The organism is Microbispora corallina, assembly GCF_016863035.1.
Lineage (GTDB): Bacteria > Actinomycetota > Actinomycetes > Streptosporangiales > Streptosporangiaceae > Microbispora > Microbispora corallina.
The window spans coordinates 20,423-46,512 of the sequence record NZ_BOOC01000005.1 but is presented as its reverse complement, the minus strand read 5'-3'; the positions used below and the strand labels follow the sequence as shown (position 1 = coordinate 46,512).

The window sequence follows — 26,090 nt, the reverse complement described above, 5'->3', positions numbered from 1 at the left end:
GCCCGCCGCCGCGACCGCTGAGGCCGTGGTGCGCTCACCGGGACGGAGTCCCGCGGGACCGCCGTACGGGGACGGGAGACGGCGGCGCGGCCCGGACGGGCGGTGTGGGCGTGGCTTGCGTATGGGCTCGCAGGTGGGGCACGTATCCTGCCGCACGACCATGCCGTGCGGGCGCGTCCGCCGCGCCCCGCCCTGCCGAGAGACCGTCGTGAAACTCACCGAAGAACTGATCGCGCTGCTGCGGCGGCCGAGCACCTGCTATCTCGCGACCACGATGCCCGACGGGTCGCCGCAGCTCACCCAGACGTGGGTGGACACCGACGGCGAGCACATCCTCGTCAACACCGTGCAGACCCACGTGAAGACCCGCAACGTCGACCGGGACCCGCGGGTGGCTCTCGCCGTCTCCGACCCCGACCAGCCGTCGCGGTACGTCCAGGTACGCGGCCGGGTGGTCAAGGTCACGACCGACGGCGCGGCCGACCACATCGAGGCGCTGGCGCAGAAGTACCTGGGCGGGCCGTACCCCTGGTTCGGCGGACGCGACCAGGTACGCGTGATCTTCGTGATCGAGCCCGAGAGGATCGTCAGCCCGCGCTGAGGCCGCCGGCGCCGCTCACGGGACGGTGAGCGGCGCGGCGGGGTCACGTCCTACAGGCCGAGCCTCTTCAGGGCCGTCCGCCAGTCCTTCGCGATCGCCTTCTGCGCGGCCGAGAGCCGTACGTCACCGGCGCAGACGGCCCTGGCGAGCCGGCGCTCCACGGCGTCCTTGTCGAGTGCCGTGCGGCCGCCGGCCTTGTAGAGGGGCTCGGGCCACAGGTTCTTGACGCTCTTCGGCGCCCCGCCCAGAGACAGCGGGATGAGGGCGTCCTCCTGGTAGTGGGACGGCCGGGTGTCCTTGTGGCCGTACTGGGCGATCTGCTTGACCCGCAGCGCGTTCGTGTAGCTCGCGGGCGCCTGGATCTTCTTGACCCAGCCGGCCCTGCAGACGGTGGTGGCGATCGTGGCCTGGGTGACGGCGGGGTTGCGGGCGCCGGGCTGGCACTTCGGGTCGGGCAGCGGCAGATAGGCGCGGGAGCAGGCGGGCTTCACGGGCTTCGCGGTGGGGCTCGGCGTGGGCGTCGGCGCCGGGCCGGACGTCGAGGTGGGCTTCCACCGCCAGTACGACCCGTCCTGCACGCACCTGTAGGCGTCGCCGTCCTCCGAGTAGCCGTACTTGCCGTGCGCGGCGGCCGGGCAGAACGCGCCGGGCGTGACGCACTCCCAGTGGTCGCCGACCTGCCGGTAGCAGCTCGCCGAGGCGGAGTGGGCGACGGCGCCGGCCTGGGCCGCGAACGGGGCGACGAGCAGCCCGAGGGCGACGATGACGACGGATAACAGAGAACGGACGCGCACGGCGACTCCTCTGGTGATGTCTGTGAAGAACGGGACGCAGGAGAAGACGGCCGATCCCACTTCGCGGTTGCCGACGCGAAGCGGGGATGGTCATTCCTTTTCGGGAATTGCCGGTCGGCGGGGCCCTCGGGAGCATTCGGAGTGCTCCGCGACCGTTCGCGGGTTCGCGGAGGGGAACGCGCACGGACATGCCTGCGAGGAGAAACAGTGATCGACATCGACGCGGGGAACCTGGTCGGCCGCTACGTCGCCCTCTGGGGCGAGCCGGACGCCGGGGTACGTCGTACGACCATCGAGGAGTTGTGGGCGGAGGGCGGGGGCCACGTGCTCCAGCCGCCCCAGGAGATCCGGGAGACGGCCGCCGGCCTGGGCTTCGACCACACCACCCTGGAGGTCCACGGGTACGACGCCATCGAGGCGCGGGTGGCCCACGCCTACCGGACGTTCGTCGCCCCGGGGGAGTACACGTTCCGGTCCGCCGGGGACGTCGTCCGCCTCCGCGAGATGGTGAAGTTCACCTGGGAGATGGTGCCGGTCGGCGGCGGCGACCCGGTGGGCGGCGGGCTGGAGGTCCTGGTGCTCGGCGAGGACGGCCGCATCGTGACCGACTACCAGTTCCCCGGCCCCTGACCTGGGACGCGACGGTCCGGGCGGCGCCGATACTGGGGGAATGCTCAGCAGCCACCGCCTGAAGGTGCTCCAGGAGGTCTTCAGGACCGGGAGCATCGCCGGAGCCGCCCGGACGTTGCGGCTGTCGCCCTCCGCCGTCTCCCACCAGCTCGCCCGGCTGGAGGAGGAGGCCGGGGTGGGCCTGGTGGAGCGGTCCGCCCACAGCCTCCAGCTGACCGCGGCCGGGCGGCGGCTGGCGACCCGGGCCCAGGAGGTGCTCGACCTCATCGAGTCGGCGGAGAAGGACCTGTTCGCGCAGGCCAGGGCCGACGCGGGCCAGCTGCGCATCGGGTTCTTCGCCTCGGCCGGGTACCGGCTGTTGCCGCTCGCCCTGTCGTCGTTCACGGCCCGCCACCCCGGCGTCGAGCTCGACCTGGTGCTCGGCCAGCCCCACGAGCTGCTCCCCGACGTCGAACGCGGCGCGCTCGACGTGCTGGTCGTCTTCGAGCACGCCCTCGACACCTGGAAGCCGCCGAAGGGCGTGGAGGTCGTCCACCTCTTCGACGAGCCGCACCTGCTGGTCGTGCCGCTCGGTCATCCGGCGGCGCGCCGGCCCCGGGTGCGGCTCGCCGACCTGGCCGACGATCCGTGGATCACCACGTTCGGCACCGAGACGCCGGTGTCGGTGCTGGAACGCGCGAGCGCGCTGGAGGGCTTCACCCCCGCCATCCGCTGCCGCAGCGACCACTACGAGGTCACGCTCGGCCTGGTGCGGGCCGGGCTGGGGGTGGCCCTGGTCCCGAGCCTCGGCGTCCAGGGGGCCACCGGGGTGCAGGTCTGTCACGTGGAGGGGCCGAAGCTCTACCGGCGGGTGGGCGCCGCCACCCGGCCCACCAATCCCAACCCGGCGCTCCGGGCGTTCCTCGACTACCTCCGCGACGCCTCGGCCCGGCTCAGCGTCACCCTGCGCTGATCTCCGGCCGGGGCTGCAATGCGTCGGCTCGGCCCGGCTGTCACCCCCTGCTGCCAGCCCGGGCGCGCCGTCCCGGCCCCGGCTCAGCGTTGCTCCGCGCCGACCGCCGGCCCTGGCCCAGGCTGCACGAGGGAGCCGATGGCCAGTCCCGCCCGCCGTACGGCCTGGACCAGTGCGTGCTCCGACCCGGCCGGGCCGTGCGCGAGGACGGCGTAGCCCGCGCGGCGCGCGCCCACGATCACGCCGGCGTCGGCCCGCGTCCCGGTGTCCGTGCCGGTCTTGTTCGCCACCCAGACCCCCGGGTACGGCACCGCCCGCGGCGGGAGCCGGTCCTCCGGATCGTGGGGGAGCAGGGCGGGGACCAAGCCTCTGTCGGTGTTGTGCGCCATCCACCCGAGCAGGAGCCCGTGCCACGGCTCGTGCCCGTGGGCGAGGGCCGTGGTGAGGGAGGCCAGCTCCCGGGCCGTGCCGGTGGCGAACGCCGGCGGATGGACGGGCAGCCGGGGCTCGCGGATCCGGTCGTGGATCCGCGTGCGGGCCATCCCGAGCCCGCGGGCCGCCGCGTCGGCCCGGTCGAGCCCGAGCCGCCGCAGCAGCGCGTTCGTCGCCGTGTTGTCGCTGACCGCGGCCGTGAGCAGGGCGAGGTCGGCGACCGTCCACGTGGCCGCCGACAGCCCGGGCGTCTCCCCGGAGCCGGTCAGCAGGCCCGACCCGCCCGCGCGGTCCTCCTCCAGCAGTGTGACCGGCTCGGCCGGGTCGACGGCGCCCGACGCGATGTCCTGGGCGAGCGCGGCGAGCAGCAGCAGCTTGCCCGTGCTGGCCAGGGGGAGCTCGACGTCCTCGTTGAGGGCGAGCAGGCCGGGAACGCAGACGGCCAGCGTCCCCGGGCACCCCTCGCCGAAGGCGTCCGGCATGTCCGCGAGCCCGGCGGCCCCCGTGCCCGCGAGCCCGGTATCCAACGTGCCCGCGAGCCCGGCGTCCGGGCGGGCGGGGGTTTCGCGGCTCACGTGGTCAGGACCCGTCCCGGGCGGGCGCCCGTCTCCTCGCCGTCCCGCACCACGACCGCGCCGGAGACGACCACGGCCTCGATCCCCTCGGGCGGGAGCAGCGGATCGGTGAACGTCGCCCGGTCGGCCACCCGCTCCGCGTCGAACACCACCAGGTCGGCGTGCGCGCCGTCGCGGACCACGCCGCGCCCGGCCAGCCCGAACCGGGCCGCCGCCATGCCGGTCATCTTGTGCACCGCCTCCTCCAGCGTGAGCAGTCCAAGCTCGCGCGTGTACCGGCCGAGCACCCGGGGGAACGTCCCGGCCCAGCGCGGGTGGGGCCGCCCGCCGGGCTTCGGCACGCCGTCCGAGCCGATCATCGCGTACGGCGCGGCCAGCACCCGCCGCACGTCCTCCTCCACCATCGAGTGGCTGATGATCGTCACCTCGCCGCGCTCGGCCACCAGGAGGCCGGCGGCCGTGTCGAGGGGGTCGGCCGACGCGGCGGCGGCGAGCTCGGCGATCGTCCTGCCCTCGGTCTGCGGATGGCGCGGGGCGCACGCGACAGAGATGCGGTCCCAGCCGCCGTTGCCCACCGTGTTCTCCCAGCCCGGCACGCCCTCGGCGATGGCCCGCCGCATGCGGTCGCGCTGCGCCGGGTCGCCGAGCCGCGCCGCGAGGGCCGCGAGGCCGCCGTCGTTCGCCCAGGGCGGCAGCATGGCGGACAGCGCGGTGCTGGCGGCCGTGTACGGGTAGACGTCGCAGGTCACGTCCATCCCGGCGGCGCGTAGCGCGGAGATGCGCGGGAGGGTGCGCTCGGTGCGCCCCCAGGCGTACCGGCCGGCGGTCTTGTGGTGCGAGACGTGCAGCGCCGCGCCGCTGCGCACCGAGATCTCGACCGCCTCCTCCAGCGCCTCCTCCACCCGGGACATCTCGTCGCGCAGGTGGGTGACGTACGGCTTGCCGTGCCGGGCGGCGACGGCGGCGAGCGCGACCACCTCGTCCGTGCCGGCGTACGAGCCGGGGGTGTAGATGAGACCGGTCGACAGGCCCGCGGCGCCCTGGGAGAGGGCGAGGTCGAGCAGCGCGCACATCTCGCGCAGCTCCTCGGGCCGGGCGGGGCGGTCGACGGGCCCGAGCACGCCGGACCGCAGCGTGCCGTGGCCGACGAGGGACGCGACGTTGTTGGCCCGGCCGGCGGCGGTGTGCGCGGCGGCGAACCCCGCGAAGTCGCGGAACATTCCGGTGTCGCCGCCGAAGGTGACCCTGGCGTCGGCGCGCATCGCGGGCAGCCGCGCGGGCAGGGCGGGGAACAGGCCCGAGCCGCAGTTGCCGCAGATCTCGGTCGTCACGCCCTGAAGCACGGCCGCCCGGACCAGGGCCCGTCCGGCGTCCGCCTCGCCGAGCAGGGCCGTGCCGTCGGAATGGGTGTGGACGTCGACGAAGCCGGGGGCGACGATCCGCCCGCGGGCGTCGAGCACCTCGGTAGCCTCGACGGCGGCGCCCGGAGGCAGGACGGCCAGCCGGCCCCCGGTCACGGCCACGTCGGCGGCCCGGCCCGGCGCGCCCGTGCCGTCCACGAGGACGCCGCCCCGGACCAGGAGGTCGGCGCGGCTCATCCGACCTGCCCGAGGAAGGCGCGCAGCCGCTCGTGGCGGGGCGCTGTGAGCACCTCACGGGGGTGGCCCCGCTCCAGGACGACGCCGTGGTCCATGAAGACGAGCTGGTCGCCGACCTCCCGGGCGAACGCCATCTCGTGGGTCACGACCATCATCGTCATGCCGCTCGCCGCGAGGTCGCGCATGACGGCGAGCACCTCCTGCACCAGTTCGGGGTCGAGGGCGCTGGTGGGCTCGTCGAACAGCATCAGGTGCGGCCGCATGGCGAGGCTGCGGGCGATGGCGACGCGCTGCTGCTGGCCGCCCGACAGCTGGGCCGGGTAGTGGTGGGCGCGGTCGGCCAGCCCAACGCGGTCGAGCAGTTCCCCGGCCTCCCGCCGCGCCCGCGCCGCCGGGGTCCGCAGCACGGTGACCGGGCCCTCCATGACGTTCTCCAGCGCCGTGCGGTGCGGGAACAGGTGGAACCGCTGGAACACCATGCCGATGCCGCGGCGCTGCCGGCACAGCTCGGCCGGGCGGAGCGCGTGCAGCCGCCCGCCGCGCTCCTCGTAGCCCATCAGCTCGCCGTTCACCCAGACCCGGCCCGAGTCGATCGTCTCCAGCCGGTTGACGCAGCGCAGCAGCGTGGACTTGCCCGACCCGGACGGCCCGACGACGCAGACCACCTCGCCCGCGGGGACGTCGAGGCTGACGCCCTTCAGCACCTCCAGCGGGCCGAACCGCTTGCGCACCGACTGGATCCGCACCATCGGCCGCTCGTTCATGAGGGCTCCTTGGGGAAGGGACGGAGGTTGCGGCGCACCCGGGACGGCAGCCGGACGTGGCCCCGCTCGAACCGCTTCTCGACGAAGTGCTGGCCGACGCTCGCGATCGTGGTGAGCACGACGTACCAGATCGAGGCGACCACGAGCATCGCGATCACCTCGAAGTTGCCGAGGTAGATGCGCTGCGCCACGGTGAGCAGCTCGGCCCCCGCGATGACCGACACCATCGAGGTGGTCTTCAGCATCGAGATGAACTGGTTGCCGGTGGGCGGGATGATCACCCGCATCGCCTGGGGCAGCACGACCCGGCGCAGCACCTGCCGGTGCGACATCCCGAGCGACTCGGCGGCCTCGCGCTGGCCCGGGTCGACCGAGCGGATGCCGGCGCGGACGATCTCGGCCATGTACGCGCCCTCGTTGATGGCCAGGCCGAGCAGCGCCGCGGTGAACGGCGTGATCACCTGGTTGGCCTGCCACTCCACCAGCTTCGGGCCGCCGAACGGCACGCCGATGCCGAAGGTGGGGAAGACCAGTCCGATGTTGAACCAGAAGATGAGCTGCACGAGCAGCGGAGTGCCGCGGAAGAACCAGGTGTAGAGGGCGGAGGTGCCGCGCAGCACCGGGCTGTCGGACAGCTGCATCACCGCGGCGAGCACGCCCAGCGCCAGGCCGATGGCCATGGACAGCACAGTGAGCTGGATCGTCACCCACAGGCCGCCGAGGATCCTGCCGTCGCCGAGGTAGGCGACGATCACGTCCCAGTGCAGGTTCTGGTTGACGACGACCGTGTACGCCAGCCAGGCCAGGAAGAGGAGCGCGGCGGCCGCGGCGACCCAGCGGCCGGGTCGCACCGGGCGGACGGCGTCGATCGGCAGGTCGGCGTCGACGGGCAGGTCGGCGTCCGCCCGCTCCTCCCCGGTCACTTCCACGGCTGCGTGTTCACCAGGACACCGTCGACGGCGTTGGCCTTCACGCCGTAGGAGTCGAGGACCTTCGCGTAGCCGCCGTCGGCCTGCAGCTCCTGCATGGCCTTGGCGACCGCGTCGCGCAGCGCGCCGTTGCGCTTGTCGACCGCGATGCCCCACGGCCCGGCCTCGTACTGCTCGGGCAGCACGTCGTACCGGCCGGTGTCCTTCGCGTACATGACCGCGACGGGGTAGTCGACGATGGTGGCGACGGCGCGGCCGGAGTCGATGGACAGCAGGCCGGTCGGCGCGTCCTCGCTCTGCATGATCGTCATCTTGGTCGCGCACTTCTCGTTCTGCTTCTCGCCGATCGCGAGGTTCGAGCTGCCCTTGGCCAGCACGACCGTCTTCCCGCACAGGTCGTCGAGCTTCGCGACGCCGTCGGGGTTGCCCTTCTTCACCATGATCGCGCCGCCCGCGTTGAAGTAGTCGACGAAGTCGACCGCCGCCCGCCGTTCCTGCGTGTCGCTCATGGACGACATCACGACGTCCCACCGGCCGCCCTGCAGCCCGGGGATGAGGCCGTCGAACGCCGCGTTGGTGATGGAGAACTTCAGTCCCAGCTTGGCCGCGATGGCCGCGCCCAGGTCGGGGTCCACGCCGGTGAGCTCCTGGGTGCCCTTCTTGTACATCTCCATCGGCGGGTAGCCCTCCGACGTGGCCACGCGCAGCACGCCCGCCGCGCGCACGGCCTCGGGCACCATGTCCTTCGCGGTCTTCCCGGCCGCCGCGGCCGTGCTCTCGCCCGCGTCGGTGCCCGATGACGAACGCCCGCAGCCGCCGGCGAGGGCCGACACGACGATCGCGCCGACTATGGCCACGTATAGGCGCTTTGTCATGGTTCCTCCTGTTTGCGAGCGATTGAGCTCATGCTGGCCACGGCAGGTAACGGTCCCAAGAGTCGTGAAGGCTTGCGGCCCTGAGCATCGACGTCTTCGATGCTCGGGCCGGCGCGAACGGGGTCTGTGCCGCTCTGTCCCCGACTGCGGTAAAGAGATCACCGTGTGGGGGAGTCGCGTCCACGCTCCGGGTACGAGATCGCGCAGGCATCGTGTGCTCGGCGTGAAGAGGGAGGTGGGCGCTGACATGAGAGACCAGATCGGCATGCGGCGTGCGGGTATCGCCCCGCTCGCGCGGCGGCTGGCGTCGGCGGCCCTGGTAGTCGCGGCGGCGTCGGGGGCGGTCACGTCCACCGCGCAGGCGGCGAGCGCGCCCCCGGCCGGGATCCTCGTGGCGGGACACGGCGGAGGCGGGGGATCCACCAACATCAACACCGGGCACGCCTCGAGGAACAAGAACTACGCGGCGGTCAACAGCCCCACGATGTTCCGGGGCGACCAGAACGTGGCCATCAGCATCAGCGGCCAGACCAACACCCAGCTGGGCTTCTGCAAGAAGTGGGTGAAGCACTGCCACATCAACCTGAGCAGCTGGCTCGACTGACGTCCCTCGAGGGTTGACGCGCGAGTCGCGATTCCCTGCCGGGAATTGCCGCCGTCCACGGCTCACCGCGACGATCGGCCGCATGGACGACGACATCCGCATCGGCGTGCTCCTGCCGGTGTCCCGGGCCCAGTGGGGCGAGGGCGGCGACCCGCGCGAGCTGGTCGGGCTGGCCACGCGTGCCGAGGAGCTCGGCTACGACTCCCTCTGGGTGAACGACTCGCTGCTCACGCCGCGCGTCGAGGCCCTCACCATGCTGGCCGCGGCGGCCGCGGTGACCGGCCGCGTCACGCTCGGCACCGCCGCGCTCATGCCCGTGCTGCGGCGGCCGGTGCAGGCGGCCCACGCCCTCGCCTCGATCGACCTGCTGTCGGGCGGCCGGCTGGCCGTCGCGGTCGGCGCCGGGTTCCCCGGGCGGTTCGGACGGCCACTGCATGAGGTGTCCGGGGTCCCGTGGGAGGGGCGCTTCACCCGGCTCGACGAGACCGTGGCCCTGTGGCGGCGCCTGTGGTCGGAGGACGGGCCGGTGTCCTTCCACGGGACGGCGCTGCGGTTCGACGGAGTCCCCCCGCAGACGAGGCCGTTCCGCCCGGGCGGGCCGCCGATCTGGCTCGGCGGCGCGACCCCCGCCGCGCTCGCCAGGACCGCCCGTCTGTACGACGGCTGGCTTCCCTATCCGCCGGCGCCGGAGCAGTACGAGACCGGGCTCGCCGAGCTGCGCCGGGTGGCGGCGGAGGCCGGTCGCTCCCCGGACGCCCTCACGCCCGCCCTGTTCGTCTCCGTGCTCGTCGACGACGACCCCGACGAGGGACGGCGGATCATGGAGCGATACAGCAGGGCCAACTACGGCCTCCCGCTCGAGGAACTGGAGAAGATCCAGGCCGTGGTCGCCGGCCCGGCCGGGGACGTCGTCGCGCGGCTGCGGTCGTACGTGGACGCCGGGGCCCGCCACCTCGTGTGCCGGATCGGGACGGTCGATTTCGGGTCGCAGCGGGCCCAGATGGAGCGGATCGCCGGCCTGCTCCCCGTCCTGCGCGAGCCGGCGTAACACCCGGCGGCCTCAGGCGGCGGCGTCAGGATCCGTGCCCGCCCAGTCCAGGAGCGACTCGGCCGTGTCGAAACGGCGGCTGGAGACGTCCTCGCCGAGGATCACGCCCACCAGCCGGCGCCCGTGGCGGTCGGCGGCGAACGCGAGGCAGAACCCGGCGGCGTCGGTGAATCCGGTCTTCACGCCGATCACGCCCGGCTCGCCCAGCAGGTGGTTGGTGTTGGTCCAGTCGTACTCGCCGTGCCCGTCCGTCTCCGGCGCCGTGTACTCCGGCGTCGAGGTGACCTTGGCGAACGCGGGGTCGCGCAGGGCGATCTCGGCGAGCCGCGCCTGGTCCCGTGCGGTCGAGTAGCCGTCGCCCTTCGAGGTGGGCAGGCCGTCGGGGTTGACGTAGTGGGTGTCGTTCAGCCCGAGCTGCTTGGCCGTCGCGTTCATCTTGGCCACGAAGCCGTCCACGCCGGGGCCGTACGTGCGCGCCAGCGCGTGGGCGGCGTCCGCGCCCGACGGCAGCAGGAGGCCGTACAGCAGGTCCTTGACCGGGACGCGGTCACCGGGGCTCAGGTCGGCCGTCGTGCCGCCGCCGTCGTTGGCGTAGTCCACGTCGGCGGACGTGACCTTGACCTCGTCCGTGGGCTTCGCCTGCCGCAGCACCAGGTACGCGGTCATCATCTTGGTGAGGCTGGCGATCGGCATGCGCTTGCCGCCGTTCTTGTCGAGCCGCGCCTTCTCGGAGGACGCGTCGAGAAGGTAGACGGCGCGCCCGTACACCTCCGGCGCGGGGTCCGCGGCCGCGACGCGCGCGGGGGAGGCCGACGCCGGGGGCGCTTCGGCCAGCACAGCGGTGGTCAGGGGGGTGACCAGGGCAAAGGCCGCTGTGGTGATGCCGAGTTTGAGCTTATGCATGCCGTTTAGGGTGCCATGGCGATACCTCCGGTTATGTCCGGTAACGGGTAAAAGGTGTGGAAAAGGCGCTAGGTGCGGTGTAACGGGTGATGCACGTGGCGCGCGATCCACATCGCTCGGACCCCACGCCGTCGGGCGAAGGGCCGCGGGCTCAGACGGCGGTGAAGGCGAGACAGGCGTTGTGGCCGCCGAAGCCGAAGGAGTTCGCGACCGCGGCCGTCCACCGTCCCCGGCGCGGCCGGCCCGTGACGATGTCGAGGTCGATCCGGGGATCGGGGTCGTCCAGGTTCCGGGTTGCGGGGATCACCCCGTCCCGGAGGGCGAGGACGGTCGCGAGGGCGGCCAGCGCCCCCGACGCCCCGCACGTGTGCCCGGTCATCGACTTGATCGCGGTGACGGCCGCGTGCGCGCCGAGCGTCCCGGTGATCGACCGCGTCTCCGTCAGGTCGCCGCTCGGCGTCGAGGTGGCGTGGGCGTTCACGTGCCCGATGTCGCGGGGGTCGAGCCCCGCCGAGGCCAGCGCCCCCCGGATCGCCCGCATCTGGCCGCCCGCGTCCGCGCCCGTGATGTGGTACGCGTCGGAGGAGACGGCCGCGCCGGCCAGGGTGGCGTGGACCCTCGCTCCCCGGGCCGCCGCGAAGCCCTCCCGTTCGAGGACCAGCAGGGCGGCCCCCTCGCCGAGGACGAAGCCGTCCCGTCCCGCGTCGAACGGCCGCGACGCCTCCGCAGGCGCGTCGTTGCGCGTGGACAGGGCCTTCGCCTGGCCGAACCCGGCGAGGGTCAGCGGGTGGACGCACGCCTCCGCGCCGCCGGCGATCACCACGTCGGCCCGGCCGAGGCGGATGAGGTCCAGGCCCGCCGCGATCGCCTCGGCGCCCGAGGCGCACGCGCTGACCGGCGTGAAGGCGCCGGCCCGTGCGCCGAACTCGATGCTCACCACCGCCGCCGGCCCGTTCGGCATCAGCATGGGGACGGTGTACGGCGAGACCCTCCGCGGTCCCGACGCCTCCAGGACGTCCCGCTGGGCCAGCGTGGTCAGCATGCCGCCGACGCCCGTGCCGACGACGACGGCCAGGCGCTCGGGCTCGACGTCCGGTGCGCCGGCGTCCGCCCACGCCTCCCGCGCGGCGACGAGGGCGGCCTGCTGGCAGCGGTCCAGCCGCCGGGCCGTCACCCGCCCGAGCGCCTCCGCCGGGTCCACGGCCATCCGCCCGGCGATCCGCGTCGCCAGGCCCTCTGCCCAGTCGTCCCGGATGCGCTCGATTCCGGACCGCCCCTCCAGCAGGGCGGTCCAGGTGGAGACGGCGTCCCCACCGAGTGGCGTGGTGGCGCCGAGTCCTGTGACCGACACGCCCGCCGTCATTCCGTCGCCCATCGACGACCCCCTCAGCCGTTCCGAAGCCGGATCACCACGCTGGCAGGGCGAGGGGCGGGCGGGCAGGTAACGCGATCAACGAAAATGTCGCCCGATATTTGTGCTTGTCCGGAACGGACGCCGGCGAGCCGAGCCGGCCGCTGCGGCGGGAGAGCCGGGGCCGCGCGGCGGCTCAGCCGGTCATGCTGAGGACGATCCGGCCTCCGGCCGCGCCGTCGGCCTGGCGCCGCCACGCCGCTCCGGCCTCGTCGAGCGGGACGACCTCGTGCGCGACGGCCAGCCGTCCGCGCGCGGCCTGCTCCGCGATCAGGCGGACGGCCTCCGCGCGCTGCTCGGGGGTGAGCTCGTTGTTCGTGTACCCCAGCAGGCGCAGCGACCTGCTGCGCAGGGTCGAGGAGTCGATGGGGCAGGTCTCCGCGGCCGACCCGCCGAGGTTCACCAGCCGGCCGCCCGGCCGCAGGGCGCGCGCGGCGGCGGCCGCCGGAGCGCCGAACAGCGGGTCGAGCACCAGGTCGACCGGGCCGTCGGCGGCGGCGGAGAACCGGGCCGCCAGTTCGGCGACGTCGTCGGTGTCCAGGGCGACGACGGCGTCCGCGCCGGCCTGTTCCGCCCGCGTGCGCCCCGCCGCCGACCGGGCCGCGGCGACCACCCTGCGCGCGCCTGCGAGCCGGGCCAGCTGGACGGCGGCCTGGCCGACCACGCCGCCCGCCCCCAGGACCACCACCTGCTCGCCCGCGGCGAGCTCGCCGCGCCAGGTCAGCGCCATGTGCGCCGCGACCGCGGACAGCCCGAGCGCGGCGACCGCGACGGGGTCCACCCCGCCGGGCAGCTCGACGAGGTCCGTCACGGGGACGGCGGCGGCCTCGGCCATGCTCCCGTCGCCCGGCCTCATCCCGGCGGAGGTGGCGAACCACACGGCCCGCCCCCCGGCCGTCCCCACCCCCTGGACGCCGGGCACGTACGGCGTGGCCGGCCGGCCGAAGTAGGACGTCCCGCTCGCGCAGAGCAGGTCGAGCGGGGTGACGGGGGCGGCGAGGACCTCGACGAGCTCCTCGCCGGGGCCGGGCACGGGGACCGCCCGGGCGTCCACGCGCGGCGGCCGCCCGGGCTCCTCGATCAACGCGGCCCGCATGGTCAGGTGGCGATGTCGGGGTAGGGCAGGCTCATGTGGGCCAGCCGGCTCGCGTACTCGAGCTGGAAGCCCAGCGGCTCGTGGTCGCGCTCGAACATCGCGATGAACAGCGTGAGCGTGAGGAACGGGTGGGCGCCGAGCTCGAACAGCTTCGGGTAGTCGTGCGTCGCCAGGGCCTCGCGCTCGACGTCGTCGAACGTCAGCCAGGTGGACGACTCGCCCAGGTGGCAGCTGAGGATGCGGTTGGCGTACTCCGCCTCCCACACCTCCACGGTGGCCCGCGGGTCCTCTCGGTAGCGCTCGACCAGTTCGGGGTCGCGGTCCACGGTGAACAGGAACTTGTTCAGCAGATACTTGCTCACGCCGGGCCTCCGTTGGGGTACCAGGTGAAGTAGGCCTCCATCGTGTGGAACAGGTCGTAGGTGTCCACGTAGTCGGCCTTGCGGCCCTCGCCGGCCACGCCCATCATCAGCATGAAGTCCATGAAGCCGTGGGTGGCGTTGCCGGGCAGGTGCAGGCTGTCGAGGGTGACCTCGGACAGGCAGCCCTCGATGTCCCCCGAGGAGATCCACTCGACGGCCTTCCGGTCGAACTCGGGGTCGGGCCCGTGCGGCCCGAACTGGCGCGGCCCGCCCAGTTCGAGGGACAGGTGCCCGGTGCCGATCACCGCCACCCGCTTGTCGGCCGGCCACGACTCCACCAGCTCCCGGATCGTCCGGCCGAGCTGCACGAACCGCTTCGGCTGCGGCAGCGGCGGGGCGAAGATGTTGGTGTAGACGGGCACGATCGGCAGGTCGTTCTGCGGCCGCAGCGTGATGATCGGGCACGTGATCGAGTGGTCGATCCGCAGCTCGTTGGAGAAGGCCAGGTCGAAGCCCGCGTCGAGGCCCTCCCGCAGGATGTACGCCGACAGGTCCTCCTGCCCGGTGAAGAACATCCGCGGCAGCCCGAACTCGCGCTCCTCGTTGTACCAGTTGGCGTCGTAGAACGGCGCCTTGCCCACGAGGAACTGCGGCATGTTGTCCAGCCAGAGCTGGTGGAAGTGGTCGGAGCCGACCATGACCAGCACGTCAGGCCGGGCCCGCGTCAGCGTCTCCCGGAACGCCTCCACCTTGCGCACCCACTCGTCCGCGAACGGCGGGCGGTCCTCCCCGGTCGAGGTGCTGGCGCGGTAGTAGAACGGGTGGTGGGTGGACGCGATGACCGCGACCAGTTCAGCCATGCGAACCTCCAGAGGCCTCGGGAGCGTACGGATCGGGCGGGACGGACCGGTTGTTCAGGTCGACGGACAGGAAGATCTCGTTCGCCACCGGGTGGCGCAGCTCCTCGGCGAGCTGGCCGATCAGCCCCGCCGTACGGGCGAGGAGGGCGAAGCCGCGCAGCAGCTCCAGCGGCAGGCCGAGGTCGGCGAGGGCGGCGCCGCAGACGCCCGCGCCGTTGAGCGGGAGCGTCCGGCCGAGCACCTCGGGATGGACGCGGCCGATGGCGGCGAACAGCGACAGGTGCGGCCCGAACAGGCCCTCCTCGGTCGCGATCGCCATCAGCCGCGGGGCGCGCGGGTCGCCGTCCTTGTGCACGTGGTGCCCGAGCCCGGGGATGAACCGCCCCGTCTTGCGCCGCTCCCGTACGGTCTCCAGCGCGAGGGCGTCCCAGCCGGCGTCGTCGGACGGCGGCGGCCCGCCGAGCCCGGCGAGCACGTCGTGCAGGAACCGGCCGGAGTCCTCGGTCACGCCGAGGAACCGCGAGCCGCCGCCGAGCAGCCCGGCCGCGAGCGCGCCCTGGATCGAGTCGGGCGCCGAGAGGTACGTCAGCCGGGTCACGATCGCGGTCGGGGTGAAGCCGTGGTCGGCCAGCGCGGCCAGCACGGCCTCGAACACCCGGGTCTCCCCGGCCGTCGGGCGCCGCTGGGCCGCCAGCCAGAAGGCCAGCTCGCCGAAGCCGACCTCGCCCATGACGTCCCGCGCGAGGTCGTGGCCGAGCAGCGTGATCGAGGTCCGCGTGGACGCGCCGAGCGCGGTGGGGTACTCAGGCACCGTCGTCCTCCTTTTCCGGGCCGGTCAGCCATTCGCGCAGCTCGGCGCCGTGCTCGTCGAGTTCGGGAGGGGGCAGCCGGTAGCCGGCGGGCGTCCGCGAGAACCGGATGGGGTGGCGCGTGGTCGGGACCGCCCGGTCGCCCTCGCCCACCTCGACGACCGGGTCCAGCCCGAACCGCTCGGCCATGGCGAACCCCCCGTCGATGGTGTTGATCGGCCCGCTCGGCACCCCGGCCTCCACCAGCAGCTCGAACCACTCGACCGCGCCCTTGGCGGCGAGCCGTTCGACCAGGATGGGCCGCAGCTCCTCGCGCCGCTCGGTCCGGCCGGCGTTGCGGGCGAACCGCGGGTCGTCGGCGACCTCCGGGATGCCGAGGACCTCGCAGAGCCTGCGGAACTGGGCGTCGTTGCCCGCGGCCACGATGAGGTCGTTGTCCGCGGTCGGCAGCGGCTCGTAGGGGAACACGCTCGGGTGCGCGTTGCCCATCCGGTACGGCACGACGCCCCCGGCCACGTACGCCGAGCTGTGGTTGACCAGTCCGGTGAGGGCCGAGGACAGCAGGTTGACCTCGACGTGCTGGCCCTGCCCGGTGGCGTCGCGGTGGCGCAGCGCGGCGAGGATGCCGATGACCGCGTGGTTGCCCGCCATCACGTCGAACACCGAGATCCCGGCGCGGTACGGCGGACCGTCCGGGTCGCCGGTGAGGCTCATCAGGCCCGACATCGCCTGCACCATCAGGTCGTATCCCGGCACGTCGCTCCCGAGGCCGGAGCCGAAGCCGCTGATCGAGGCGTAGACGACCCCGGGGTTGCCGGCGCTCACCGCGTCGTAGCCGAGCCCGTACTTCGCCAGGCCGCCCGGCTTGAAGTTCTCCACCAGCACGTCGGCGCGGCGGGCCAGCTCGCGGGCCGCCGCCGCGTCGGCCTCGTCGCGCAGGTCCAGCGCGATCGACCGCTTCCCCCGGTTGACCCCCAGGTAGTAGGTCGACACCTCGCCCCGCGTCGGCGGCGTCCAGCTGCGGGTGTCGTCCCCCTTCGGGCCCTCCACCTTGACGACCTCGGCGCCCATGTCCGCCAGCAGCATCGTGGCGTACGGGCCCGCCAGGACCCGGGAGAAGTCGGCCACCAGCACGCCGGACAGCGGCCCGCCCCCGGTAGGTCCGTCCGCTCGCGTGCTCTCCGCCATCCGGCTTCGCCTTTCGTCCGTTCCCCGTTACGTCCGCTACACGGACAATCGTCCGCACCGGTGATACTGCGGGAATCGCCTTCATGAGGTCAAGTGACACCGGTGATACTGGCCAGAACATTGCTCTTGACAGGTCGATCGGGCGTCATCAAAGTGACTGGCGAAGAAGGGTGACCGTCTGACGGACAGTCGTTCGGAAACGTCGCCGTCGGAGGTCGAGGCACGTGAGGAGCCCGGGATGAGCGAGTGGACCGAGCTGGAGGCCGGACGGCCCGTGGTGCTGCGGGGCGGGACGGTCCTGCCGATGGACGACACCCGAGGCGTCCTGTCCGGGACCGACGTCCTCGTCGTCGGCGAGCGGATCGCCGCGGTCGGCCCCGCCCTCGACGTGCCGGAGGGCACGGCCGAGATCGACGCGACCGGCGGCGTCGTGATGCCCGGCATGATCGACACCCACCGCCACATGTGGCAGACCGCGATGCGCGGCTACGGCGCCGACTGGACGCTGACGCAGTACTTCGTCTGGTACTACCTGGAGTACGGCAGGCTCTTCCGGCCCGAGGACGTGCACGCCGGCAACCTGCTGGCCGCGATCGAGGCCCTCGACGCCGGCGTCACCACCGTCGTCGACTGGTCGCACGGCCTGCAGACGGTCGACCACGCCGAGGCGGCGGTCGACGCCCTGCGGGCGGTGCCCGGCCGGTTCGTCCTCGCCTACGGCAACATCCAGCAGCCGCCCGCCGAGTGGACGGCCGCTCCCGAGTTCCGCGACTTCGTCCGCCGCCGGATCACGGGCGACGACATGCTGGGCTTCCAGCTCGCGTTCGACGTGACCGGCGACCCTGCCTTCCCGGAGAAGCCCGCCTTCGAGGTCGCCCGCGAGCTCGGCGTCCCGGTCACGACCCACGCCGGCGTCTGGGGCGCGACCAGCGACGACGGCATCCGGCTCATGTACGACCACGGCTTCATGACCCCGGAGACGGTCTACGTGCACGCCGCCTCGCTGTCGGCCGACTCCTACCACCGCATCGCCGCCACCGGCGGCTCCATCTCGGTCTCCACCGAGAGCGAGCAGAGCGCCGGGCAGGGCTACCCGCCCACCTGGGCCATCCGCGCCCACGGCATCCCGGTGTCGCTGTCGATGGACACCAGCGTGTGGTGGAGCGGCGACCTGTTCTCGGCCATGCGCACCACCCTCGGCGCCGACAGGTCCCGGGAGCACATGGAGGCCCACGCCACGGGCGGCACCGTCACCCACTGCGGCCTCCGGTCCGACCAGGTCGTCGAGTGGGCCACGCGCGGCGGCGCCCGCGCGATCGGCCGGGCGGGCGACCTCGGCAGGATCGAGCCGGGGTTCAAGGCCGACCTGGTTCTCATCAAGAACGACGCGTCGCCCGTCTCGTTCCCGCTGCTCAACCCGTACGGGCACGTCGCCTTCCAGGCCCAGCGCGGCGACGTGCACACCGTGCTCGTGAACGGCCGGGTGGTGAAGCACGATCACCGGCTCGTCGGCGCCGACCTCGCCGCGGCCCGCCGGGAGGTCGAGCGGACCGTCGACCACCTGCGGTCGACCATGGGCGAGGAGGCCTGGCTCAAGGGCATGAACCCCGACATCCCCGAGACGAAGATCCTCGACAACCCCTACACGTACACGGACTACCACAGCTCCGCGACCCGCGGCGTGTGACCGCGGACGGCCGTCCGTACAGCGGCCGGTCGGGCGGCCCCTCCGGCCGTACGGCAGGGGAGGGGCTGGCCGGCCGCGGGGGGCTCACTCCCGAGGCCGGCCGCTGTGCGGACAGGGCGGCCGCGCGCGGGAGCTAGAGTCGGACCGGCGGATCCGAGCGAGTGAGGCGGTCGTACATGGCGCGTGCGGACACCGGTCCCGACTTCATCGAGGCGCTGGCCCGGGGCCTGGAGGTCATCCGGGTGTTCCGTCCCGGCCGGCCCGTGATGTCGCTGAGCGAGGTGGCGGCCGCCGCCGGGCTGGCCCGCCCCACGGCGCGCCGCATCCTGCTGACCCTGCAGGAACTGGGGTACGCCCGGGTCGAGCAGGGCGGCTTCGCGCTCACCCCCCGCGTGCTCGAACTCGGCCTGACGTACGTGCGCTCGATGGGGCTGTGGGACCTGGCCCGGCCGCACCTGGAGCGGCTGGTCGCGCGGACGGGGGAGTCGTCGTCCATCGCCCAGCTCGACGGGTCCGACATCGTCTACGTGGCCCGGGTGGCCGTGCCGAAGATCGTCGCCCTGTCGGTGCAGATCGGCACCCGGTTCCCCGCGCTCCAGACCTCGCTCGGCAAGGTCCTGCTGGCCGCGCTGCCGCCCGGCGAGGTGGAGCGGGTCCTGGCCGAGCCGAGCCGCTCCGGCATCGAGCCGCGGTGGCGGCCCACGCCGGAGGAGCGCGGGGCGGCGCTGCGCGAGGTGCGGGCCACGGGCTGGGCGCTCACCGACGAGCAGCTCGCCCTGGGCATCAGGTCGGTGGCCGCCCCGCTCCGCGACGGCCTCGGCAACGTGATCGCGGCCGTCAACGTCAACGCGCACGCCGCCGAGACGTCCGTGGAGAAGCTGACGGAGGAGTACCTGCCGCTGCTGCTCCAGACCGCCGGGGCGATCAGCGCCGACTGGGCCCTCTACGAGGCCGTGCCCCACGTCACCGCGTCCTCCGCCTGACCGGTCCTCCCGCCGGCTACCGGGAGGGGACGCGGCTCCGGTCGTCGCGGACGGCCGGGTCCGGGGCGCCGCGCGGCCGTCCGGCGGCGCGGACGACCCGGAGCAGGCAGGCCGGGCGCACGAGGGCCGACGGCGGGTCGATGAGGTTGGCCACCCGCAGGAAGCGGCGGCCCAGCTCGGCGTCGTGCTCGGCCGCCCGGTGGAAGCGCTCCAGGTAGGCGTTCACCAGCCGGACGCGCGGCGTGCTCCGCCCGCGCACCCCGGGCAGCCGCAGGTCGCCGTTCACCACGATCTCCCACGGCCGGTCGACGACGCGGGCGATCGACCGGAACAGCTCCCGGGCGGGCCGGCCGCGCCCCGCCCACTCCCGCAGGGCGAGCGCCTCGACCGCGGCCACGCTCATGCCCTGGCCGTAGATCGGGTTGAAGGCGCACACGGCGTCGCCGACGACGGCGAGGCCGTGGGGGAACCGGGCGAGGCGCTCGTACCGCCGCCGCACGCTGGCGGGCGTGCGGTGGTGCCGTCCCTCGTCGAGCGGCTCGGCCGAGGCGACCAGCTCGTGGATGTCCGGCGCGGGCAGGGACCGGGCGTAGGCCACGAAGCCGTCATGGCCGGACGGCGGAGCGTCGCCGTACCCGCCGATCGTGACGATCCACCGGTCGCCCTCCATGGCCAGGGCGACCCCGGCGCGGGGCGCCGCCCGGGTCGCGGCCATGATGACGGCCGAGTCCCCGTCCAGGTGGTCGGGCCGCCTGCGGAACAGGCGCGTGCAGTACGTCAGGTCGATCTCGACCCGTTCCTCCTCGGGGGCGGGGAAGCCGAGCCCGCGCAGCCAGGCGGGGGCGCGCGAGCCCCGGCCCGAGGCGTCGACCACGAGGTCGGCGCCGATCGTCTCGCCGGTGACCAGCCGCACGCCGGTGACCCGGTCGCCGTCGGCGACCAGGTCGCCCACCTGGCGGCCGCCGCACAGCTCGACGCCGGGCAGCAGCGCCACGCGGCGCCGGATCTGACCCTCCAGCAGCGGGCGGCTGACCAGGAGCCCCGGCATGTCGCCCCGGGCGGGGGCCAGGCGGCGGCCCTCGTTGATCCACCGGACGTCGCCCTGCAGGTCGCCGCCGAACGCCCCGCGCTCGGTGAGCTCCTCCGTCAGGCCCGGGAGCAGCACCTCCATGACCTGCAGGCCGCGGGCGAGGAGGCCGTGGGCGTGCCTGCTCTGCGCGGTGCCGCGCCGGTGGACGTCGCCCTCGGGCAGCTCGTCCCGGTCGAGGACGGTGACCCGCTCGGCGACCGTGCCGAGCGCGGCGGCGGCCAGCAGGCCGGACATGCTGGCTCCGATGACGACGGCGTGCCTCATGGCCTCTCCCGAGGGGGAGTCGGAGGGGAGTTCGGTCGACTTCCACAGTGACCGGGGCCCCAGGGGCCGCCCAACCCCTAACCATGTCCGCGCCCACCCCTAGGGCGCGGGGTGACTCAGCCGCCGAGCCCGAGCTCGCCCGCGCGCAGGCCGGCCTGGAACCGCGACTCCGCCTCCAGCGTCGCCATCAGCTCGGCGACGCGCCTGCGGTACGTGCGCAGCGACAGCCCGAGCTCCCGGGCGGCCGTCTCGTCGGTGTGCCCCGACCCGAGGGCGCGCAGGATCGCCCGGCCACCGGCGTCGAGGTGGGGCGCGTCGCGGCCGAGGTAGGCGTCCAGGTCGGACGCGCTGTCCCACGCGGCCTCGAACAGGGCGTACACGCCGTTCACGAGGGCGGGGGAGGCGGTCAGCGTGTACTCGCGCGGGCCGGGGCCGTCGGCGCCGGCGAGGATCATCACCCGCCGGTCGATCACGATCGTCTCGTGCGGGAGCGGCGCGGAGCTGATCCGCACGTGCCCGCCGTACTCCGCGACCTCGCGGAGGTGGCGGCGCGCCTCCTCGCCGGCCAGGGCGGACGGGGTGAGCAGCTTGCGCACCCGGAAGCCGCCCTCGACGGGCATCCGTCGCAGGGTCGCACGCCGCGCCTCCGGCTGCGACCACGTGTCGAGGTCGCGGGCCGCGCACACGAACTCGCTCCGGACGCCGGCGAACAGGTGGCCGGCGCGGGCGACGAGCTCCGCGTCGCCGCGTACGGTGATGACCCGGTCGTCCGCCACCCCTTCATTATCGTCCCCGGCGGTCTGGCAGCTTGCTGCCATGGCGTTGGGCCGCGGGCGCCCCCGGGTGAAGGCTGGGCGCATGACGACCGACACACCTGTGACCACGTTCCTTCTCGGCGGGGACCTCCCCGTCCACCGGCTGGGCTTCGGGGCCATGCGGCTTCCGACGGGCACGTTCCGCGGGGCCGTCCGCGACCCGGAGACCGGTGTCGCGGTGCTGCGCCGCGCCATCGAGCTGGGGGTCGACCACATCGACACGGCCTGGTTCTACCGGTGGGGCGGCGTGGCGGCCAACGACCTCATCAGGACGGCGCTGTCGCCGTACCCGGACGACCTGGTGATCGCGACGAAGGTGGGGCCGCTGCTCGGCGACGAGGGCGTCCCCAGCCACCAGGCGGGCCCGGAGCAGCTGCGCGGCCTGGTGGAGGACAACCTGCGCAGCCTCGGCCTCGACCGGCTCGACCTCGTGTACCTGAGGGTGGGCGGCATGGGCGACCCCGGCGGCGAGTCGATCGCCGACCGGTTCGCCGTGCTCGCCGCCCTGAGGGAGGAGGGCCTGATCCGGCACCTGGGCGTCAGCCACGTCGACGCCGCCCAGCTCGCCGAGGCCCGGGCGATCGCGCCGGTGGCCGCGGTGCAGAACAACTTCCACGTGCAGGACCGGGGCGGCGAGGACGTCCTCAAGCAGTGCGAGGAGGACGGCATCGCGTTCGTGCCGTTCTTCCCGCTCGGGGGCGGCCTGCGCCCGCTCGACCCGGCCCGGATGGCCGAGGTCACGGCCCGCCACGAGGCCACTCCCGCGCAGGTGGCGCTCGCGTGGCTGCTGGCGGCCTCCCCGGTCGCGCTCGCCATCCCCGGGACCGGCTCCCTCGGCCACCTGGAGGAGAACATGGCCGCCGCCCGGATCCGGCTGACCCCTGCCGACCTCGCCCTGCTGGCCGCCTGACCCCAGCCGCCGGCGTCGCCGCCCCCGGACAGGGGATCGGGGTCCCCAGCCGGTCTTGATCCCCGGCGCCGCCCGGAGCATCGTGAGGAGCGCGAAGACCACTCATACGACGACAGGGATCCGATGAGCGCGACGACGATCAGCGACCACGCGAGGGGAACCGGCGAGACAGACGGGGAGACGCGGTGACGGCCGCCGGCCTTCGGGTGAAGGCCTTCGACCACCTCGTGCTCACCGTCGGCGACGTCGAGAAGTCGCTCGAGTTCTACTGCGGCCTGCTCGGCCTGGAGCCGGTGCGGGTGACCGAATGGCGGGCGGGCTCGGCGCCGTTCCCCTCGGCGCGGGTCACCCCGGAGACGATCATCGACTTCATGCGGGGCACGCGCGGCGAGTCGAACGTGGACCACATCTGCCTGGTGGTCGAGCCGCTCGACTGGGACGAGGTCATCCGCTCGGGGGTCTTCGACGTGCTGGAGGGGCCCGTGCCGCGCTTCGGCGCCCGGGGCCGCGCGACCTCGGTCTACGTCCGCGACCCGGACGGCAACACGGTGGAGCTGCGCTGGTATCCGCAGGACGCCGAAGGCTGAGCCGTCCTCCGGGCGATCCACGAGCCCGTGGACGCCCGCGACGACCCGGCGGGGCAGGCCCACGCCACAGGAAACACGGCCGCCACAGGATAGGGGCCCGGCGCGACGGCCGGGCCCCTTTCCAGCTCCCCAGGGATCGCGGGCCTCCGGCGCGGGCCGATCACGGCTCGTCGCGCCGGGGGACGGCCTGCGCTCAGTAGGGTGGAAACCCCGCTGATCGCTTCTGGCCGCCGGGGAACGTCCGCTGCCGGGCACCTCCGCGAGCGGCCGGGCAGGGTCCTCGTCCGCCCCTAGGACAGGGAGCTCACGTGACGTCGACGATCGAACGGACCATCCGGGTCGTCCTGGTCCTCCTAGGGGTGATCACCGCGCTTCCCGCCCTCGCGCTGGTGTCCCCGCGATGGGCGCTCGGCTTCTCCTACGGGATCCCCGTCCCCTCGGATCCCATGGCCGCGGCGCTGCTCCAGCATCGGGGAGTCCTCCAGGCGGCGCTGGGCGCCGCCCTCGTGTGGGCGGCGTTCGCCGCCGTCGCGCGGGTCCCGGCGGCGGTGACGGCGATCGTCACCAAGTCCGTCTTCCTGGCCCTCATGGCGATGCTGCCGGCCGACGTGAGAGCCGGCGCCGTCTCCGGCATCGTGTTCGACGGCGTCGCGATCGTCCTGCTCGCGCTCATCGTGGTCCACCGGAGGTTCGCGGCACACGCCGTACCGGACGGGCTGTCGCGGGCCTCCGCCGGCGATCGGTCCCCCTCACAACGGTAGGGGCGGCGCCGAGAGGTTCCATTTGGACCCATGTGCTCTGCTTGGCCTGGTGTTGCCCCCCTCTCAGTACGCTGTCGGAAAGGGGGTGCTTCCGCGATGCCCGACGTCGTGGACCGGCTGGTGGACGCGATGAACGCACACGACCTGGACGCCGTGCTGCGGTGCTACCGGCCGGACGCGGTCCTGGTGGGCCCGGAGATGGAGTCGGCCGACCCCGAGGAGATCGCCTCGTACTACGTCCAGATGTGGCAGGGGTTCCCCGACCTCCACTTCACGCTCTGGGAGAAGCTCGCCGACGGCGACTCCGTCGCGATGGAGCTGCTGGCGACCGGCACGAACACCGGGCCGTACCTGGTCGTCGGGGGCGACGTCCTGGAGGCCACGGGCCATATCGTGCACACCCGCTGCTCCTGGTTCTGCACCGTGGCGGACGGCCTCGTGGCCAGCCACCGGGCCTACTACGACCAGCTGCAGATATACGCCCAGCTCGGGCTGCGCCTCCCCCTCTCCTTCGACGCGTCCTGAGCGCGGACGCCCCCGGCCGCCGGAATTCCCGTCGCGGCGCCGTGGTTGGCCTCTACTGCTCGCGCAGGAGAGAAAGAGGCGAAGGATGTCCGTACCACTCGAGTTCGGTGTCGACACGTTCGGCGACGTCACCGTGGGCGCCGACGGCACCCGGCTGCCGTACGCGCAGGTGATCCGCGACGTGGTCGAGGAGGCCGTGCTCGCCGACGAGGTGGGGATCGACGCGATCGGCGTCGGGGAGCACCACCGGGACGACTTCGCCGTCTCCGCGCCCGAGATCGTGCTGGCGGCGATCGCGGGCCGCACCGAGCGCATCCGGCTCGGCACGGCCGTGACGGTGCTCAGCTCGGACGACCCGGTGCGGGTGTTCGAGAAGTTCGCGACGCTCGACGCGGTGTCCCGGGGCCGCGCCGAGATCATCCTCGGCCGCGGCTCGTTCACCGAGTCGTTCCCCCTGTTCGGCTACGACCTCGGGCAGTACGAGGAGCTGTTCGAGGAGAAGCTCGACCTGCTCCACCACCTGCTCGACGAGGGCCCGGTGACCTGGCACGGCCGGCTGCGTCCCGGGCTGGAGGACCAGCACGTGTACCCGAAGACGGAGTCGGGGCGGCTGCGCGCCTGGGTCGGCGTCGGCGGCAGCCCGGAGTCGGTGGTCCGCGCGGCGCGTTACGGGATGCCGCTCATGCTCGCGATCATCGGCGGGCAGCCGGAGCGTTTCGCGCCGTACGTGGAGCTGTACCACCACGCCCTGGAGCAGTTCGGCGCCGAGCGGCTGCCGGTCGGGGTGCATTCGCCCGGCCATGTCGCCGAGACCGACGAGCGGGCGCGCGAGGAGCTCTGGCCGCACTACCGGGCCATGCACGACCGCATCGGCCGCGAGCGGGGCTGGGGTCCCACGACGCGGGCCCGCTTCGAGGCCGAGGCCGACAGGGGCGCGCTCTACGTCGGCTCGGCAGAGACGGTGGCCGCGAAGATCGCCGGGACCGTGCGCGCCCTCGGCGTCGACCGGTTCACGCTCAAGTACAGCTCCGGCACGCTGCCGCACGAGAAGCTCATGACCACGATCCGCCTGTACGGCGAGACGGTGATCCCGCGGGTGCGGGAGCTCCTGGCGGAAGGCACTCCCGGGAGCGGGGACGCCGCCGGGACCGCAGCCGGCCCCGCGACCGGGACGCCGGCGGAGACCACCGCTCACTGATCCGCGCGTCACTCGCGGCCGCGGGCGGGGACGCGCGAGGGCCCTCCGTCACTCGCGGCCGCGGGCGGTGGCCGCGGTGTCGAGGGCGCGCCCGGCCTGGTCGGCGAGGATGACCGCGACGAGGCGCGCCTGCGGCGGCGGGATCGTGCCGGGCACGGGCCGGAGCATGAACCTGCCGTAGAAGTGCCCGTTGCCGAAGGTGCGCAGCTCGATCTCCTCGTCCGGGAGGCCCCGCCGGTCGACGTCCCACCGCCGGTGGCCCACGACCAGCGAGCCGTCCTGTTCGAGCCGGGCCGGACGGCCGAGCAGCGCGCCGTACTCGAACCGGCAGCCGCGCAGGCCCAGCAGGTCGCCGAGCTGCTCGCACACGTGGTCGACCACCGTGTCGGCCGACCGGGCCGACTGCGTCAGCGCGGCCGTGTCGTGGATGAGGGACAGGTACTTCGCGTCGGTGATCGCCACCACCTCCAGGCGGCGGGCGCGGGCGGCCAGCTGGGAGACGGCCAGCGCGACCACGAGCAGCAGGGCCGTGGTCTCCAGGTCGGCCGCCTTGCCGATGGCGAAGCGCTCATACGGCCGGGTGAAGAAGAAGTCGAACCACAGGGCGGCCGACAGCGCCGCGACCACCCCGGCGAGCCGGGACCCGAGCACGGCCACCGCGACCACGACCACGACCAGCACGAGCGCGACCTCCACGACCGGCAGGCGTGCCCGGAACGGGACGAGGACGGCCGCCAGGACGAACGGGGCGACCAGCGCGGCCGCGAGCGCCGGCGCGTCCACCTCCAGGTGACGGGGCATGCGCGCCACCTCCCCCCTTCCGGTGTACCACGGGCCGA

The 26,090-nt window shown here is 73.8% G+C and carries 28 protein-coding genes; 12 read left to right on the top strand and 16 right to left on the bottom strand.

The annotated features are described in order from the left end of the window. The first annotated feature begins 208 nt into the window (after positions 1 to 208). Positions 209 to 601 carry a PPOX class F420-dependent oxidoreductase gene (locus Mco01_RS08045; RefSeq protein WP_239103433.1) on the top strand — a complete coding sequence of 131 codons (393 nt, stop codon included), beginning with the start codon at positions 209 to 211 and terminating at the stop codon, positions 599 to 601. Positions 602 to 651: 50 nt separating this feature from the next. Here Mco01_RS08045 and Mco01_RS08040 read toward each other — a convergent pair whose 3' ends face one another. Next, a complete protein-coding gene (locus Mco01_RS08040) occupies positions 652 to 1,395 on the bottom strand; it encodes a hypothetical protein (protein ID WP_204056257.1) in 744 nt (247 codons plus the stop codon). Positions 1,396 to 1,602: 207 nt separating this feature from the next. Here Mco01_RS08040 and Mco01_RS08035 point away from each other — a divergent pair, with 207 nt between their 5' ends. Together Mco01_RS08035 and Mco01_RS08030 are read left to right on the top strand one after the other, a co-directional pair. Then, the gene (locus Mco01_RS08035; RefSeq protein WP_204056256.1) at positions 1,603 to 2,025 is read left to right on the top strand and encodes a hypothetical protein; all 423 of its coding nucleotides are present in this window, start codon (positions 1,603 to 1,605) and stop codon (positions 2,023 to 2,025) included. A gap of 40 nt (positions 2,026 to 2,065) precedes the next feature. After that, entirely contained in the window at positions 2,066 to 2,977 is a 912-nt protein-coding gene (locus Mco01_RS08030) for a LysR family transcriptional regulator (protein ID WP_204056255.1), read from the top strand. 83 nt (positions 2,978 to 3,060) lie between these two features. Here the strand turns inward: Mco01_RS08030 and Mco01_RS08025 are convergent, their stop codons facing one another. From Mco01_RS08025 to Mco01_RS08005, 5 genes are read right to left on the bottom strand one after another with little or no spacing between them, the layout of a single operon-like run. Then, on the bottom strand, positions 3,061 to 3,984 hold the full coding sequence (locus tag Mco01_RS08025; RefSeq protein WP_239103432.1) for a serine hydrolase: 924 nt from the start codon (positions 3,982 to 3,984) through the stop codon (positions 3,061 to 3,063). Further along, entirely contained in the window at positions 3,981 to 5,582 is a 1,602-nt protein-coding gene (locus tag Mco01_RS08020) for an N-acyl-D-amino-acid deacylase family protein (protein ID WP_204056254.1), read from the bottom strand. The genes Mco01_RS08025 and Mco01_RS08020 overlap by 4 nt, the downstream gene beginning before the upstream one ends. Continuing rightward, the gene (locus tag Mco01_RS08015; RefSeq protein ID WP_275410474.1) at positions 5,579 to 6,346 is read right to left on the bottom strand and encodes an amino acid ABC transporter ATP-binding protein; all 768 of its coding nucleotides are present in this window, start codon (positions 6,344 to 6,346) and stop codon (positions 5,579 to 5,581) included. Before Mco01_RS08015 ends, Mco01_RS08020 begins: the two co-directional genes overlap by 4 nt. Continuing rightward, the gene (locus Mco01_RS08010; RefSeq protein ID WP_239103431.1) at positions 6,343 to 7,275 is read right to left on the bottom strand and encodes an amino acid ABC transporter permease; all 933 of its coding nucleotides are present in this window, start codon (positions 7,273 to 7,275) and stop codon (positions 6,343 to 6,345) included. The genes Mco01_RS08015 and Mco01_RS08010 overlap by 4 nt, the downstream gene beginning before the upstream one ends. Then, entirely contained in the window at positions 7,266 to 8,150 is an 885-nt protein-coding gene (locus Mco01_RS08005) for an ABC transporter substrate-binding protein (RefSeq protein ID WP_204056253.1), read from the bottom strand. Before Mco01_RS08005 ends, Mco01_RS08010 begins: the two co-directional genes overlap by 10 nt. A gap of 247 nt (positions 8,151 to 8,397) precedes the next feature. Here Mco01_RS08005 and Mco01_RS08000 point away from each other — a divergent pair, with 247 nt between their 5' ends. Next, entirely contained in the window at positions 8,398 to 8,754 is a 357-nt protein-coding gene (locus tag Mco01_RS08000; RefSeq protein ID WP_204056252.1) for a hypothetical protein, read from the top strand. 82 nt (positions 8,755 to 8,836) lie between these two features. Continuing rightward, positions 8,837 to 9,802 carry an LLM class flavin-dependent oxidoreductase gene (locus Mco01_RS07995; protein WP_204056251.1) on the top strand — a complete coding sequence of 322 codons (966 nt, stop codon included), beginning with the start codon at positions 8,837 to 8,839 and terminating at the stop codon, positions 9,800 to 9,802. Between the two features lie 12 nt (positions 9,803 to 9,814). Here Mco01_RS07995 and Mco01_RS07990 read toward each other — a convergent pair whose 3' ends face one another. From Mco01_RS07990 to Mco01_RS07960, 7 genes are all read right to left on the bottom strand, one after another. Next, positions 9,815 to 10,705 carry a D-alanyl-D-alanine carboxypeptidase family protein gene (locus Mco01_RS07990; RefSeq protein ID WP_204056250.1) on the bottom strand — a complete coding sequence of 297 codons (891 nt, stop codon included), beginning with the start codon at positions 10,703 to 10,705 and terminating at the stop codon, positions 9,815 to 9,817. Positions 10,706 to 10,856: 151 nt separating this feature from the next. Next, positions 10,857 to 12,080, bottom strand: a complete 1,224-nt coding sequence (locus Mco01_RS07985; RefSeq protein ID WP_239103430.1) for a beta-ketoacyl-[acyl-carrier-protein] synthase family protein — start codon at positions 12,078 to 12,080, stop codon at positions 10,857 to 10,859. Between the two features lie 172 nt (positions 12,081 to 12,252). Next, positions 12,253 to 13,212: a quinone oxidoreductase family protein gene (locus tag Mco01_RS07980; protein ID WP_204056249.1), complete on the bottom strand. Its 960-nt coding sequence runs from the start codon at positions 13,210 to 13,212 to the stop codon at positions 12,253 to 12,255. Between the two features lie 2 nt (positions 13,213 to 13,214). After that, positions 13,215 to 13,574 carry a hypothetical protein gene (locus Mco01_RS07975; RefSeq protein ID WP_204056248.1) on the bottom strand — a complete coding sequence of 120 codons (360 nt, stop codon included), beginning with the start codon at positions 13,572 to 13,574 and terminating at the stop codon, positions 13,215 to 13,217. Beyond that, entirely contained in the window at positions 13,571 to 14,434 is an 864-nt protein-coding gene (locus tag Mco01_RS07970; protein ID WP_204056247.1) for a DODA-type extradiol aromatic ring-opening family dioxygenase, read from the bottom strand. The genes Mco01_RS07975 and Mco01_RS07970 overlap by 4 nt, the downstream gene beginning before the upstream one ends. Next, entirely contained in the window at positions 14,427 to 15,245 is an 819-nt protein-coding gene (locus tag Mco01_RS07965; RefSeq protein ID WP_204056246.1) for a citryl-CoA lyase, read from the bottom strand. The genes Mco01_RS07970 and Mco01_RS07965 overlap by 8 nt, the downstream gene beginning before the upstream one ends. Continuing rightward, positions 15,238 to 16,431: a CaiB/BaiF CoA transferase family protein gene (locus Mco01_RS07960; protein ID WP_204056245.1), complete on the bottom strand. Its 1,194-nt coding sequence runs from the start codon at positions 16,429 to 16,431 to the stop codon at positions 15,238 to 15,240. Before Mco01_RS07960 ends, Mco01_RS07965 begins: the two co-directional genes overlap by 8 nt. A 238-nt stretch (positions 16,432 to 16,669) precedes the next feature. Here Mco01_RS07960 and Mco01_RS07955 point away from each other — a divergent pair, with 238 nt between their 5' ends. Further along, complete coding sequence (locus Mco01_RS07955; protein ID WP_204056244.1) at positions 16,670 to 18,118, top strand: amidohydrolase family protein; 1,449 nt, start codon at positions 16,670 to 16,672, stop codon at positions 18,116 to 18,118. Positions 18,119 to 18,294: 176 nt separating this feature from the next. Then, on the top strand, positions 18,295 to 19,101 hold the full coding sequence (locus tag Mco01_RS07950) for an IclR family transcriptional regulator domain-containing protein (RefSeq protein ID WP_204056243.1): 807 nt from the start codon (positions 18,295 to 18,297) through the stop codon (positions 19,099 to 19,101). Between the two features lie 16 nt (positions 19,102 to 19,117). Here Mco01_RS07950 and Mco01_RS07945 read toward each other — a convergent pair whose 3' ends face one another. Together Mco01_RS07945 and Mco01_RS07940 are read right to left on the bottom strand one after the other, a co-directional pair. Next, positions 19,118 to 20,455, bottom strand: a complete 1,338-nt coding sequence (locus tag Mco01_RS07945; protein ID WP_204056242.1) for an FAD-dependent oxidoreductase — start codon at positions 20,453 to 20,455, stop codon at positions 19,118 to 19,120. 116 nt (positions 20,456 to 20,571) lie between these two features. Further along, a complete protein-coding gene (locus Mco01_RS07940) occupies positions 20,572 to 21,231 on the bottom strand; it encodes a helix-turn-helix domain-containing protein (protein ID WP_239103429.1) in 660 nt (219 codons plus the stop codon). Positions 21,232 to 21,313: 82 nt separating this feature from the next. Between Mco01_RS07940 and Mco01_RS07935 the strand changes: the two genes are divergently transcribed. From Mco01_RS07935 to Mco01_RS07915, 5 genes are all read left to right on the top strand, one after another. Beyond that, complete coding sequence (locus tag Mco01_RS07935; protein WP_204056241.1) at positions 21,314 to 22,180, top strand: oxidoreductase; 867 nt, start codon at positions 21,314 to 21,316, stop codon at positions 22,178 to 22,180. A 185-nt stretch (positions 22,181 to 22,365) separates the two neighbouring features. Continuing rightward, positions 22,366 to 22,767, top strand: a complete 402-nt coding sequence (locus Mco01_RS07930) for a VOC family protein (RefSeq protein WP_204056240.1) — start codon at positions 22,366 to 22,368, stop codon at positions 22,765 to 22,767. 308 nt (positions 22,768 to 23,075) lie between these two features. Beyond that, positions 23,076 to 23,528: a hypothetical protein gene (locus Mco01_RS07925; protein ID WP_204056239.1), complete on the top strand. Its 453-nt coding sequence runs from the start codon at positions 23,076 to 23,078 to the stop codon at positions 23,526 to 23,528. 96 nt (positions 23,529 to 23,624) lie between these two features. Next, a complete protein-coding gene (locus Mco01_RS07920) occupies positions 23,625 to 24,053 on the top strand; it encodes an ester cyclase (RefSeq protein ID WP_204056238.1) in 429 nt (142 codons plus the stop codon). Between the two features lie 85 nt (positions 24,054 to 24,138). After that, positions 24,139 to 25,251: an LLM class flavin-dependent oxidoreductase gene (locus tag Mco01_RS07915; RefSeq protein WP_204056237.1), complete on the top strand. Its 1,113-nt coding sequence runs from the start codon at positions 24,139 to 24,141 to the stop codon at positions 25,249 to 25,251. A 48-nt stretch (positions 25,252 to 25,299) separates the two neighbouring features. On the opposite strand, the gene Mco01_RS07910 is transcribed toward Mco01_RS07915, so the two are convergent. Continuing rightward, positions 25,300 to 26,052 carry a DUF4118 domain-containing protein gene (locus tag Mco01_RS07910; protein ID WP_204056236.1) on the bottom strand — a complete coding sequence of 251 codons (753 nt, stop codon included), beginning with the start codon at positions 26,050 to 26,052 and terminating at the stop codon, positions 25,300 to 25,302. Positions 26,053 to 26,090: the final 38 nt, after the last annotated feature.